At 45.5% G+C, this 13039-nt stretch carries 13 protein-coding genes; all 13 read left to right on the top strand.

Features of this window, described 5'->3' with window-relative positions; genetic code table 11:
• The first annotated feature begins 95 nt into the window (after positions 1-95).
• Positions 96-896 carry a flagellar assembly protein FliH gene (fliH, locus tag SJY39_RS25990; RefSeq protein ID WP_016767056.1) on the top strand — a complete coding sequence of 267 codons (801 nt, stop codon included), beginning with the start codon at positions 96-98 and terminating at the stop codon, positions 894-896.
• Positions 896-2215 (top strand): flagellar protein export ATPase FliI, encoded by a 1320-nt coding sequence (fliI, locus tag SJY39_RS25985; RefSeq protein WP_010439337.1) that lies wholly within the window; start codon positions 896-898, stop codon positions 2213-2215. The genes fliH and fliI overlap by 1 nt, the downstream gene beginning before the upstream one ends.
• 19 nt (positions 2216-2234) lie before the next feature.
• Complete coding sequence (gene fliJ, locus SJY39_RS25980) at positions 2235-2672, top strand: flagellar export protein FliJ (RefSeq protein ID WP_010439339.1); 438 nt, start codon at positions 2235-2237, stop codon at positions 2670-2672.
• A 182-nt stretch (positions 2673-2854) separates the two neighbouring features.
• The gene (locus SJY39_RS25975) at positions 2855-5059 is read left to right on the top strand and encodes a flagellar hook-length control protein FliK (RefSeq protein ID WP_016796966.1); all 2205 of its coding nucleotides are present in this window, start codon (positions 2855-2857) and stop codon (positions 5057-5059) included.
• Positions 5060-5129: 70 nt separating this feature from the next.
• Complete coding sequence (fliL, locus tag SJY39_RS25970; RefSeq protein WP_010439358.1) at positions 5130-5618, top strand: flagellar basal body-associated protein FliL; 489 nt, start codon at positions 5130-5132, stop codon at positions 5616-5618.
• Positions 5619-5625: 7 nt separating this feature from the next.
• Positions 5626-6669 (top strand): flagellar motor switch protein FliM, encoded by a 1044-nt coding sequence (fliM, locus tag SJY39_RS25965; RefSeq protein WP_010439360.1) that lies wholly within the window; start codon positions 5626-5628, stop codon positions 6667-6669.
• Between the two features lie 29 nt (positions 6670-6698).
• Positions 6699-7109, top strand: coding sequence for a flagellar motor switch protein FliN (fliN, locus tag SJY39_RS25960; RefSeq protein WP_004739851.1), 411 nt, complete (start codon positions 6699-6701; stop codon positions 7107-7109).
• Positions 7109-7567, top strand: coding sequence for a flagellar biosynthetic protein FliO (gene fliO / locus SJY39_RS25955; protein WP_016767058.1), 459 nt, complete (start codon positions 7109-7111; stop codon positions 7565-7567). The genes fliN and fliO overlap by 1 nt, the downstream gene beginning before the upstream one ends.
• Positions 7554-8483, top strand: coding sequence for a flagellar type III secretion system pore protein FliP (gene fliP / locus SJY39_RS25950; RefSeq protein WP_371961425.1), 930 nt, complete (start codon positions 7554-7556; stop codon positions 8481-8483). Before fliO ends, fliP begins: the two co-directional genes overlap by 14 nt.
• An 11-nt stretch (positions 8484-8494) precedes the next feature.
• Positions 8495-8764 (top strand): flagellar biosynthesis protein FliQ, encoded by a 270-nt coding sequence (gene fliQ / locus SJY39_RS25945; RefSeq protein WP_004736211.1) that lies wholly within the window; start codon positions 8495-8497, stop codon positions 8762-8764.
• A 6-nt stretch (positions 8765-8770) separates the two neighbouring features.
• The gene (fliR, locus tag SJY39_RS25940; RefSeq protein ID WP_016796967.1) at positions 8771-9553 is read left to right on the top strand and encodes a flagellar biosynthetic protein FliR; all 783 of its coding nucleotides are present in this window, start codon (positions 8771-8773) and stop codon (positions 9551-9553) included.
• A gap of 9 nt (positions 9554-9562) precedes the next feature.
• Positions 9563-10693 carry a flagellar biosynthesis protein FlhB gene (gene flhB, locus SJY39_RS25935; protein ID WP_010439371.1) on the top strand — a complete coding sequence of 377 codons (1131 nt, stop codon included), beginning with the start codon at positions 9563-9565 and terminating at the stop codon, positions 10691-10693.
• Between the two features lie 241 nt (positions 10694-10934).
• A complete protein-coding gene (gene flhA / locus SJY39_RS25930; RefSeq protein WP_016767060.1) occupies positions 10935-13034 on the top strand; it encodes a flagellar biosynthesis protein FlhA in 2100 nt (699 codons plus the stop codon).
• Positions 13035-13039: the final 5 nt, after the last annotated feature.

The raw sequence follows: 13039 nt of genomic DNA, 5'->3' as shown, positions 1-13039 counted from the left end.
GGGCTTTTCTTTATCCAATCTCACACTACAGATTAACTCAGTTTAACTGCTTGAATTTATGAAGTAGTTTGACTCACACATAGATAGGTACTGATATGTCAGGTGATAGAAAACGCGGCTTCCTTCGCCCCGAAGAAGATAATACGGTAGCCCAACCTCAAAAATGGGGATTGCCTGACTACACCTCTGATGTGAATAAACAAGCCAAAGAAACCGCCTTTAACTATGACCCTGGTTGGATGCCGACGGTCGAAGAAGCCATTGAAGATGAAGAACTGGTTCTGACTGAAGAGCAAATTGAATTGATCAAGCAAGGTGCTTATCAAGAAGGGCTTCATCAAGGACAAGAGGCTGGTTTTAAGCAAGGTTACGAAAAGGGTAAAGAAGAAGGATTTGCCGCAGGACACGAAGAAGGCAACGAAGCCGGTAAACTCGAAGGTGTCACTGCCGGTCAGGAATACATTCAGCAGCAAGTAGCCATCTTTATGGGACTCGCGAACCAATTTGCTCAACCATTAGAGTTAATGAACGCTCAAGTAGAGAAGCAACTGGTGGACATGGTGCTTATTATGGTTAAAGAAGTGGTTCATGTTGAAGTACAAACCAACCCACAAATCATATTAGATACCGTGAAAGAATCAGTAGAATCACTACCAATCTCGGGTCATGCGATCACCTTGAAGCTTAACCCTGAAGACGTCGCGATTATTCGCTCTGCTTATGGTGAGACAGAATTGGATTGCCGTAATTGGACGTTAGTAGCGGAGCCTGCACTTAACCGTGGTGATGTTCAAATCGAAGCAGGTGAGTCGAGTGTTAACTACCGCATGGAAGAACGTGTGAAGAACGTGATTCAAAGCTTCTGCGGTGTAAATCGTCATCAAGGGCATGAGTAATGCTAGAGTTAGCGAACCGTCTTAGCCAATACAAAGTTGAAGGCCTGAAGTCGCGACCGATTGCATCTGGAAAACTGGTACGTGTTGTGGGTCTAACGCTGGAAGCGACTGGCTGTAAAGCCCCAATCGGTAGTTTGTGCCTAGTCGAAACGATGTCTGGTCAGATGGAAGCTGAAGTGGTTGGCTTTTCTGGAGATAACTTATTTTTGATGCCGAGTGAACAAATCACTGGGATATTACCTGGCGCTCGTGTGACCCCCGTAACCACTGAAAGTGGCATTCCTGTCGGAATGGAATTACTTGGCCGAGTGATCGACGGGGTGGGTAACCCACTTGATGGGTTAGGTCCAATTTATACCGAACAACGCGCTTCATTTAACGCTGAGCCAATCAACCCTTTAGCTCGAAAACCTATCTCTGAACCGCTCGATGTCGGCTTGAAGGCCATAAACGGTTTGCTTACGGTAGGAAAAGGTCAGCGTATTGGTCTGTTTGCTGGTTCCGGTGTCGGTAAGTCGGTCACGCTCGGGATGATGACTCGAGGCACAACCGCGCAAGTGGTGGTGGTAGGTCTAATCGGTGAGCGTGGACGAGAAGTTAAAGAATTTATTGAAGAGATTCTTGGCGAAGATGGACGCAAACGATCTGTGGTGGTCGCTGCTCCTGCGGATTCATCGCCACTGATGCGATTGAAAGGTTGCCAAACTGCACTGGCTGTAGCGGAATATTTCCGTGACCAAGGCTTAGATGTACTGTTACTTATGGACTCATTGACTCGTTTTGCTCAAGCACAACGTGAAATTGCTTTGTCTGTGGGTGAACCGCCAGCAACCAAAGGTTATCCGCCATCTGTATTTGCCAAGCTTCCTGCGCTGGTGGAAAGGGCGGGTAATGGTAATGATGAGCAAGGCTCTATCACTGCTTTCTTTACCGTGTTAACCGAAGGCGATGATTTGCAAGATCCGATTGCTGATGCATCGCGAGCGATTTTGGATGGTCACATTGTGTTGTCCCGAGAGATGGCCGATGCGGGCCATTATCCTGCGATTGATGTAGAGAAATCGGTCAGTCGTGTTATGCCTCAAATCACTACTGAAGAACATGTTTTGATGTCGAAAGCAGTCAGACAAGTGTTGTCTATTTGTCGTAAAAACCAAGATTTGGTATCGATTGGCGCCTACAAGCCGGGTACCGATCCAGCTATTGATAGTGCCTTTACCTTGAAGCCAAGGTTGGATGAATACTTGCAGCAGAAGATGAAAGAAACCGTACCATACGACATGTGTGTCAATATGTTGAAACATGTATTAGGTGGTTAGCGGGTGAAAAGGGTTATTCATGGATAACGCATTAGAATTTCTACTCGATCAAGCCAAAGATCAAGAGAACCAAGCCGTATTAGCGCTCAACAAAGCGAACTCGGAGCTTCAAGGTTACTACGATCAGGTTGCACAGATCGAAAAGTACAGGCTTGATTACTGTCAGCAACTTGTCGATCGTGGTAAAGCTGGTTTAACTGCGAGCCAGTATGGTCACTTGAATCGCTTCTTGACTCAGCTTGACGAAACGCTTTCCAAGCAAAGAGAAGCGGAGCACCATTTTAAAAACCAAGTCGACAACTGCCAAAACTACTGGTTGGAGCTACGTAAAAAGCGTAAATCCTACGAGTGGTTGATGGAGAAAAAACAGAAAGAGAAGGTAAAGCTGCAAGATCAAAGAGAACAAAAGCAAATGGATGAGTTCTCGACGCTGATGTATGGCCGAAAGAAGATGTGATCCTAAGCCCTGAATGACGCAGGTGTTACCGTTCAGATTGTAAGAACAGAACTAATAGGCATGTTTCTTGCTCGGTTTTATATAAAATTGCGCGTTATGCCCAGCAAAGGCATGAAAAGCACCCGACTTTCTTTTTGTTGTCTAATTTATGACAGCAAAGCTAGTAGATAGAGCTCGTATATATGAACGTTAGTCTTTCCTCAAATTCAGCTACCAACAAAACATCATCGTTGATGGACTCCGGCTCTGCCTCTTCAAAGGTAGATGAAACCGGCGACTCAAAAGGTTTTTTGGAGTCGTTTAAAGAAGCGCTTGGCTTTGAAGAAAGTGACAGTAAAGCGGCAGTGAAAGACGCGGAAAGCGCCTCAAAATCTACAGAAAAACAAACCTTTGCTGAAGGAGGGGTACCTGAGGACAAGGCTAACAGTGACTCGGTGGGGGAAGCTCAAGGTGATTCAGCTGAACCTAAGAGCGCAGATGCTTCTAGCGAAGCCCAAGCAAAACAAGCTTCAGTAACAACTGGCTCTGATAAGTCGTCAGTTGAAGAAATGGCGACAAAGAAAGTAGGCGCTGAACAAACATCTGAATTAGAGCCACAATCAAAAGACAAGAACTCGTTGAAACCGACAGGTGATACTCGTTCTACAGAGCAGGTTCCATCCAAAGGAAATCAACTTGAGGTTGCTTCAACTGGCAATAAAGCCAAAGATAAAACTGCAGAGTTGCAGGCTCAAGGTGCTTCGCAAGCCAGTGATGCGATGAATGAAGGCAACAAATTGCTTGGTCAATTGGATAAGGCAAACAAAACATTGAATCAGCCTGCAAACGGCAAAGGCTTGCCTCAGCAAGTCAATCAACAAACTAATCTACAAGTGAATGCAGACCAAGATCAAGGCAATGTATCGAGTGCTTTCGTTGCGGGCAGTTCTATTGCCGAAGTGACAGAATCATCGAAAAAACAATCCAACACAGTAAACTCAAATAACGGCTTAGAAGTCGATTCTGAGATCGCAGTACTTACTGGTGGTAAAGGTGTTTCTCAACTGACCGATGATGAAATTCGCCAGCTGATGGATAAAGGAGTTACCCCAGAACAAATTGAAGTAAGTATGAGCCGAGAGCTTAGCCAAAAGAATGTGGTCAGTGCGGTTAATGCAGGTCAGAGCCAAGAATTCTCAGCAGCGGATATGGAACTGGCAAAGCAGGTTGATGCCCATACCAAAGCGCTAAATCAATTGAATGGACAAATCGAATCAGAACAGTCTGTTGTCGATGGTTTGGAGAGAAAGCAACAAAACGGCGCTAAGTTGACGGTCGATGAGCAAGCTGCGCTGGCTCAAGCAACCTCTAACTTAGAAGTATTGAATCAACAACTAACCAATGTTCAACAGCAAGCAACGGCTTTACTAAGCCAAGCTCCGAACGTGAACAGCACTCCCGGTGAACCCGCCGCTATTGATTGGGACAAGACGGATTCGGCTGAAACTAAAGCTTTAGCTGCGGCAGCATCAACAGCAACAGCGGCAGTAGCGAATGCTTCACAACAAGTATCAGCGCAGGCGACTTCTCAATCTGCAATGAATGCCTTTGCGGATAAAGCGGCAATGCTAAATGCCAACAATGCGCATGCAGCTCAACAGGCTGCTGCTCAGCAATTGGCCTCTCAGCAAGGGAATGCAGCTTCAACACAACAAGCAGCCTTAGACCCTAGCTTAACGGCACAAAGCCTAGCGATGAATGCAACGCCAGCCACTACAAAAGCGGGTGTTACTGATGCGCTTCTTAAAGCAGGCGCAGGTGCCACTGCATTGTCTGGCTTGGGTAAAGCTGGGGCTAAAGAAGATTCTAAAGATTCGATCTTTGCTCAGCAAATTGCTTCTGCGGCGGGTACGCAAGGGGCAGCAACGGTTGGTTCAGCACCAACAAGAGCTGAAATTCAAGCCGCTCAACAGGCCCCGTTGCAGCTCACCAAAGAGTTAGCAAACGAGCAGGTTGCGGAAAAAGTACAAATGATGATGTCTAAGAATCTTAAGAACTTAGATATCCGTCTCGACCCACCAGAGTTGGGTCAGATGAAAATCCGAATGACGATGAATAATGATGTAGCTAACGTGCATTTTACGGTAAGCAATCAACAGGCGAGAGATGTGATTGAACAAACCTTACCTCGCTTGAGAGAGATGCTTGCTCAGCAAGGCATGCAGCTTGCTGAATCGTCCGTTCAGCAGCAGAGTTCGGGTCAGGGTCAGGATAATTACAACAGTGGTGAGCAACAATCCGGCTCTAACCGCACAAATGATGCCCAAGGTGATGAAAACCTTGATAGCAACAGCAATCTTGAATTGAATGTCGCATCAAAGCGTGATGGAATTAGTTATTATGCCTAATATCAGGCTAAGAAGACTTAGTTAATAAAAAACGTCAGTTAATCGAAAGAACAGGAAGTTAGAGCAAAATATGGCCGAAGAACAAGATGCACCCAAAGGGAAGAGTAAGCTCCTCATTATCATTATAGCGGTAGTCGTTTTACTGCTTGGAATAGGTGGTGCTCTGTTCTTTTTCTTAGGCTCCGATGATAGTGCCTCTGAGTCTCAGTCTCAGCCAGCCAGTGCAGTGGTCGCTGCAGAACCCGTTATGTATGTTAATATTCCTCAGCCTTTCTTATTCAATGTGACAGGTGATAAAAAAGATCGCCTAGTGCAGATAAAAGCACAGCTGATGGTGCGGGGCAGCAAGAATGAAGACTTGGCTCGTTACCACTCCCCCTTGGTAGAAAGTACACTACTAGCGACATTCGCTTCGGCAACGGTAGACCAATTACGCTCACCAACAGGCCGCGTGGAACTGCGTAATAAGGCTACGGAAGATATTAAAGCAAGTCTGGCTCAAGCTGTTGGCCAGCCTGTGATTGAAAAAGTGTTATTCACTGACTTCGTAATTCAATAGGTAATTTGTGACCGATTTATTAAGCCAAGACGAAATTGATGCGCTATTGCATGGCGTTGATGATGTTGAAGACGTTGAAGATGTCTTAGAAACCGAAAATGACAATGCGATCAATTTCGATTTCTCATCTCAAGATCGAATCGTTCGTGGTCGAATGCCGACCCTTGAACTTATTAACGAGCGATTTGCGCGTCATATGCGGATTAGCTTGTTTAATATGTTGCGTAAAACGGCTGAAGTGTCGATCAACGGCGTACAAATGATGAAGTTTGGTGAGTACCAGAACACATTGTATGTACCCACCAGTTTGAACATGGTTCGTTTCCGTCCGTTAAAAGGTACGGCGCTGATCACTATGGAAGCACGCCTTGTATTTATTCTTGTAGAAAACTTTTTTGGTGGCGATGGGCGATTTCACGCCAAGATTGAAGGTCGTGAATTCACGCCGACTGAAAGACGCATTATTCAGCTATTACTGAAAATTGTGTTTGAAGATTACAAAGAAGCATGGTCTCCGGTGATGGGGGTTGAGTTTGAGTACTTAGATTCTGAAGTGAACCCGAGTATGGCGAACATTGTGAGCCCAACAGAAGTGATTGTTGTGAGTTCATTCCACATTGAAGTTGATGGTGGTGGTGGTGACTTCCACGTCGTGATGCCTTACTCCATGGTTGAGCCGATTCGTGAACTGCTGGATGCGGGTGTTCAATCCGACAAAATGGAAACTGATGTTCGTTGGAGTTCTGCCCTTCGTGATGAAATCATGGATGTGCCAGTTAACTTTCGCGTGAACTTGCTAGAGCAAGATATTTCATTGCGTGATCTGATGGAATTGCGACCAGGTGACGTTATTCCCATGAACATGCCTGAGCACGCGACGATGTTTGTCGAAGAATTGCCGACTTACCGTGTGAAGATGGGTCGTTCGGGCGAGAAGCTTGCCGTACAGATTTCTGAAAAAATTCAAAGACCGCATGTGGTCAAAACTGATCTCGCATTCCTAGGTAAAGACTTAATGTCTGAACTAGAAAATAGCGATGATAACGAATAGTAAAATAGATAAAAGTATAGGAATTGGTAATGGAACCTAGTGAAGATCAAAAGTTAGCGGACGAATGGGCTGCTGCACTTGGTGAAGACCCTTCTGCACCGTCAATTGATGTCGATGACGTGCTTGCGGCACCACTCGATGAGCTGACCGATTCATCGTCTCCTATTTCTGAAGATGAGCGTCGTAAACTGGATACCATCATGGATATCCCAGTGACGATTTCTATGGAAGTTGGCCGCTCTCAGATCAGCATTCGTAATCTACTGCAACTAAACCAAGGCTCGGTTGTTGAGCTCGACCGAATTGCTGGTGAATCACTAGATGTGATGGTCAACGGTACTCTGATTGCTCACGGTGAAGTGGTTGTAGTAAACGACAAATTTGGTATTCGCTTGACTGACGTCATTAGCCAAACAGAACGAATTAAGAAGCTGCGTTAATGAGCTTTTTGTCTCAAATACTGGCGGGCTTTTCTCACGGAATGACAGTTTTGTTTTGCGGAATAAAACGTTTGTCTCGTGGAATATTGGGAATAGGGCTGTTGTCTACGCCTTCAATTGCTTTTGCCGCACCTCCTTCTCTTGATTTAGCGACCACTTTTGGGTCGCTAATTTTCGTTATTGCCTTCATCTTATTTATTGCTTGGTTATTGAAACGAATGCAAGTGCCTGCGATGTCGAACCAACAAGGTTTGGCCATTGTTAGGCAAATCCCTGTTGGGACTAAAGAACGGATTGCGATCGTACAAGCGGGAGATGAACAGTTTTTGGTTGGCATTACCACTCAGTCGATTCAGCTGATCTCTAAGCTCGATAAACCTCTTACTCAGGAGATGCTGGAAAAAAGTACATTTTCAAGTCAGCTTTCCCAGCTAATTAAAAAAGATGCAAACAAATAACGGACTTTTGAACTCATCTTACTTTTATCCAGCCGGAGCTTTCGGATCGGTAAAAGTGCTGCTGGTTCAGATCATTCTCTTCTGCTCTCTCGTTTTCAGTGTATCGGTATTTGCGCAAGCTGAAGATGGCGCCGTGATTCCTGCGAATACGGCTGGTTCAGAATCGGTCACCATCAGTACGATGGAGCAAGACCAAGCCACATTACAAACAATGACGACTGGTAGTTTAACTGGCAACGGTGGCGGTATTCCAGCCTTTACCATGACTACCAATGCTAATGGCGGCGAAGACTACTCGGTCAATTTGCAAATTCTAGCCTTAATGACCATGCTTGGCTTCTTGCCTGCGATGGTGATTTTGATGACGTCGTTCACTCGTATTGTGGTGGTGATGTCTATTTTGCGTCAGGCAATGGGTCTACAACAAACACCGTCTAACCAAGTCATTATTGGTATCGCGATATTCTTGACCTTCTTCATCATGTCGCCAGTGATTAATCAAGTTAACGAACAAGCAGTTCAGCCTTATCTTAATGAACAGGTATCGGCACGACAGGCATTTGATATTGCTCAAGAACCGATTAAGTCCTTCATGCTCAAACAGACTCGAATCAAAGATCTTGAAACCTTTGTTGAGATTTCCGGCGCGGAAGTAACCAATCCTGAAGATGTTTCGATGGCGGTTCTGATTCCAGCATTTATCACATCGGAATTAAAAACGGCGTTCCAAATCGGCTTCATGTTGTTCCTACCGTTTTTGATTATCGACTTGGTGGTGGCTTCGGTATTGATGGCTATGGGTATGATGATGTTGTCACCGATGATTGTATCGTTGCCGTTTAAGTTGATGTTGTTTGTCCTTGTTGATGGCTGGAACTTGATACTCTCCACACTCGCCGGCAGTTTTGCCTTGTAGCTGGGGGAATAATGAATCCTGAAATATTCGTAGAATTGTTCCGAGACGCGCTTTGGATGGTACTGATCATGGTATGCGCCATTATTATTCCGAGCCTTCTGATCGGTTTAGTCGTTGCTGTTTTTCAAGCCGCGACGTCTATCAACGAACAAACATTGAGTTTCCTTCCGCGTTTAATCGTGACGCTATTAGCGTTGATGATGTTTGCTCACTGGATGACTCAAATGATGATGGAGTTCTTTTTTGAACTCATAGAACGCTTGCCGCAAGTTCTGTATTAGACCAACATGGAATACCCAACGAGCCTTGTACTAGAGTGGTTAGCCAATTATTTTTGGCCATACACTCGTATCTCAGCCATGCTGATGGTGATGACGGTGACAGGGGCACGTTTTGTGTCGCCGCGTATACGCCTGTATTTAGGTTTGGCGATTACCTTCGCTGTTATGCCTGCGATTCCTGCTGTCCCTAAAGAAATTGAACTACTGTCTTTCCAAGGGTTCTTGACGGTTTTTGAGCAAATCGTGATTGGTGTTGCCATGGGGTTTGTCACTCAATTCATGATTCAAACTTTCGTAGTGCTCGGTCAGATTTTGGGTATGCAATCAAGTTTGGGTTTCGCCTCTATGGTGGACCCTGCAAACGGTCAAAACACGCCAGTACTTGGTCAGCTTTTCATGTTGTTGGCGACCATGTTTTTCTTGGTGACCGATGGCCATTTAAAAATGCTGCAGTTAGTGGTGTTCAGCTTCAAGACCTTGCCGATTGGCAGTGGTTCTTTGACGGCTGTTGATTTTAGAGAACTGGCGTTGTGGCTTGGCATCATGTTCAAAACAGCATTGGCGATGTCCTTATCGGGGATTATTGCGTTGCTAACAATTAACCTCTCTTTTGGTGTAATGACGCGTGCAGCACCTCAGTTAAACATATTTTCTTTGGGTTTTGCATTTGCGCTACTTGTAGGTTTGTTACTTTGTTGGTACATCCTTGGCGGCTTGTATAGTCATTATGAGTTATTCTGGATGCAAGGCGAGCAACAGATATGTCGTCTAATCCGACTAGATTGTTAGGAGACTGATATGGCAGAGTCAGACGGTCAAGAACGCACAGAAGACGCCACGCCCAAACGCTTGCAACAGGCCAAAGAAAAAGGGCAGGTTGCAAGGTCAAAAGAGCTAGCGTCAGCGTCGGTACTGATAGTCGGTGCAATTTCCTTAATGTGGTTTGGCGAATCGATGGCGAAGGCATTGTTCGAGGCGATGCAACGCCTGTTTTCTCTGAGCCGCGACGAGATATTTGATACCAATAAACTCTTCGAAATAGCGGGTGGTGCATTAGTAAACCTATTGTTTCCGCTGTTCCTGATCTTAATAACTTTGTTCGTTGCTGCTGTTATTGGTGCTGCGGGTGTCGGTGGTGTTAACTTTTCGATGCAAGCAGCAATGCCTAAGGCGTCTAAGCTCAACCCTTTAAGCGGTATTAAGCGTATGTTTGGCCTACAAAGTTGGGTTGAGCTGCTGAAATCTATTTTGAAGGTCGCTCTGGTATCAGGCATGGCTATCTACCTTATCCAAGCTTCCCAACATGACTTAATGCAATTGAGTATGGATGTGTATCCGCAGAATATCTTCCACGCCTTGGATATCTTGCTTAATTTTATTCTGCTTATCAGTTGTTCTCTGTTGATTGTGGTGGCGATAGATATCCCATTCCAGATTTGGCAACATGCCGATCAACTTAAGATGACCAAGCAAGAAGTGAAAGATGAGTTTAAAGACACAGAAGGTAAGCCTGAAGTGAAAGGGCGTATTCGTATGTTGCAGAGGGAAGCGGCTCAGCGACGTATGATGGCTGATGTTCCTCAGGCAGATGTGATTGTGACCAACCCGGAACACTTTTCAGTGGCTCTGCGTTATAAGCAGAATCAAGACAAAGCGCCAATTGTGGTCGCCAAAGGGGTCGATCACATGGCGATGAAGATCCGTGAAATCGCTCGAGAAAATGACATCTATATTATTCCAGCACCGCCGTTAGCTAGGGCGCTGTATCACACCACCGAGCTAGAACAACAAATTCCTGACGGTCTGTTTACTGCGGTTGCACAAGTGCTTGCATATGTATTTCAACTTAAACAGTACCGGAAAAAAGGTGGCGAGAGGCCAAAGCTGCAAGATTCCAATATGCCGATCCCACCTGATTTACGTCATTAGATCAATTGCTTGAGCTCAGCTTGATGAACCGTGATAATGGTTACTTAGCTACACCTCTCTTTTTTGATGTGATGGCGATAATTTGACGTGAGATGTTGGTACAGTGTTTGCTATATCAATCCGAACATACTAAGTCCGATCATTATAAACCTGATCATAATAAACTTTAGCAACATAGCTTAGACCTAGGCCTCAGTCCGCTTAGTGAGATAGCTACAACATAGCGAAACAGCCTAGATTTATGAAATTTTCCCTGCCTTTTGCGGACAAGCTACCTAAAATTCCTAACCGTGCCATGCCTGCGATTGGTGCACCTGTTATGGTACTTGCAACGCTTGCTATGGTGGTGTTGCCCATTCCAGCCTTTTTGTTGGATATGTTTTTCACCTTTAACATCGCTCTGTCTATGGTGGTGCTATTGGTTTCGGTTTATACCCGCAGGCCTTTAGACTTCGCTGCATTTCCGACTGTACTTCTGATTGCGACTCTACTCCGCTTAGCCTTGAACGTTGCTTCGACACGTGTGGTATTACTCCATGGTCATGAAGGCGGTGATGCTGCCGGTAACGTTATTGAAGCCTTCGGTAACGTGGTTATCGGTGGTAACTATGCGGTTGGTTTAGTGGTGTTCTTGATTTTGATGATTATCAACTTCATGGTTGTCACCAAAGGTGCAGGCCGTATCTCGGAAGTAAGTGCGCGTTTCACCTTGGACGCCTTACCGGGTAAGCAGATGGCAATCGATGCCGATTTAAATGCGGGTTTGATCGACCAAGATCAGGCTCGGACCCGTCGTTTTGAAGTCACCAAAGAAGCCGATTTCTATGGCTCGATGGATGGTGCGTCTAAGTTTGTTAAAGGCGATGCGATCGCTGGTATTTTGATCTTATTCATCAACATCATTGGCGGCTTGAGCATTGGTATGGCTCAGTTTGATTTAGGTTTTGGCGAAGCGATCGAGATCTACACGCTGCTGACTATCGGTGATGGTTTGGTTGCACAAATTCCGTCTCTACTATTGTCGATCGCAGCCGCGATGATGGTGACGCGCCAAAACACCGATGAAGACATGGGGCAACAGCTTGTCTTCCAAATGTTCGACAATCCAAAAGCCTTGATGATCACAGCTGGTATCCTTGGCATCATGGGTATCGTTCCTGGTATGCCGCATTTCTCATTCTTGAGTCTTGCTGTCATTGCAGGTGCAGCTGCCTATTACATCGATAAAAAGAACAAAAAGAAGGCTGAACAACCGAATCTTCCTACGACCGTTGAAGCAAGCGGAGAAACGGGGTCCAAGAAAGAGCTCTCTTGGGATGACGTTCAACCTGTCGATATTATTGGCTTAGAAGTAGGCTACCGTTTGATTCCTCTAGTAGACAGAGATCAAGGCGGCGAACTGCTTGAACGTGTCAAAGGGGTACGTAAAAAACTGTCTCAAGATTTTGGTTTCTTGATCCCGGCCGTTCATATTCGCGATAACTTAGAACTGACACCAAACAGCTACCGAATCACCTTGATGGGAGTTGCCGTTGGTGAAGCCGAGATTAAGCCTGACATGGAACTCGCGATTAACCCGGGTCAAGTTTACGGCATGATCGATGGCGAGCCGACGATTGATCCTGCTTTTGGCCTTGAAGCGGTTTGGATTCGTGAAGAGCAGCGTGAACATGCGCAAGCCTTAGGTTACACGGTGGTTGATTCATCAACCGTGTTGGCTACCCATCTCAGTCAACAGTTAACGAATAATGCGTCGCAGCTGATTGGTCACGAAGAAGTTCAGAACCTACTTGAAATGCTTAGCCGCACAACGCCTAAATTGGTGGAAGGTTTTGTGCCGGATCAATTACCGCTTGGTGTGGTGGTGAAAGTGCTACAGAACCTATTGAATGAAGCTATTCCAATACGTGACATTCGCACCATCGTCCAAACTTTGTCGGAGTATTCAAGTAAGAGTCAAGAACCTGACATCTTGACAGCGGCTGTTCGTATATCATTGAAACGACTAATTGTTCAAGAAATCAATGGTATAGAACCAGAGTTGCCAGTTATAACCTTAATTCCCGAGCTGGAACAAATCTTGCATCAAACTATGCAGGCATCCGGCGGAGAATCTGCTGGTATTGAACCTGGTTTAGCCGAACGTTTACAGACTTCTCTTAGTAATGCCACACAAGAGCAAGAACTGAAAGGGGAGCCAGCGGTGTTGCTGACCTCTGGTGTATTGCGTTCAACTTTGGCTAAGTTCGTGAAAAACACGATCCCAAGCTTGAGAGTTTTGTCTTACCAAGAGATACCAGACGAAAAGCAGATACGCATAGTACAAGCTGTTGGTAATTAAGCCGC

It is taken from the genome of Vibrio sp. R78045 (assembly GCF_042466085.1).
Lineage (GTDB): Bacteria > Pseudomonadota > Gammaproteobacteria > Enterobacterales > Vibrionaceae > Vibrio > Vibrio cyclitrophicus.
The sequence above is the reverse complement of the archived record's forward strand: the minus strand, read 5'-3'. Positions and strand labels throughout refer to the sequence as shown.

Coding starts and splice junctions, on each gene's coding strand:
- fliH (WP_016767056.1), top strand. CDS start 96: ATGTCAGGTGATAGAAAACGCGGCTTCCTTCGCCCCGAAGAAGATAAT.
- fliO (WP_016767058.1), top strand. CDS start 7,109: ATGAGCTTTTTGTCTCAAATACTGGCGGGCTTTTCTCACGGAATGACA.
- SJY39_RS25975 (WP_016796966.1), top strand. CDS start 2,855: ATGAACGTTAGTCTTTCCTCAAATTCAGCTACCAACAAAACATCATCG.
- fliQ (WP_004736211.1), top strand. CDS start 8,495: ATGAATCCTGAAATATTCGTAGAATTGTTCCGAGACGCGCTTTGGATG.
- fliI (WP_010439337.1), top strand. CDS start 896: ATGCTAGAGTTAGCGAACCGTCTTAGCCAATACAAAGTTGAAGGCCTG.
- fliN (WP_004739851.1), top strand. CDS start 6,699: ATGGAACCTAGTGAAGATCAAAAGTTAGCGGACGAATGGGCTGCTGCA.
- fliL (WP_010439358.1), top strand. CDS start 5,130: ATGGCCGAAGAACAAGATGCACCCAAAGGGAAGAGTAAGCTCCTCATT.
- fliJ (WP_010439339.1), top strand. CDS start 2,235: ATGGATAACGCATTAGAATTTCTACTCGATCAAGCCAAAGATCAAGAG.
- flhA (WP_016767060.1), top strand. CDS start 10,935: ATGAAATTTTCCCTGCCTTTTGCGGACAAGCTACCTAAAATTCCTAAC.
- fliR (WP_016796967.1), top strand. CDS start 8,771: ATGGAATACCCAACGAGCCTTGTACTAGAGTGGTTAGCCAATTATTTT.
- fliP (WP_371961425.1), top strand. CDS start 7,554: ATGCAAACAAATAACGGACTTTTGAACTCATCTTACTTTTATCCAGCC.
- flhB (WP_010439371.1), top strand. CDS start 9,563: ATGGCAGAGTCAGACGGTCAAGAACGCACAGAAGACGCCACGCCCAAA.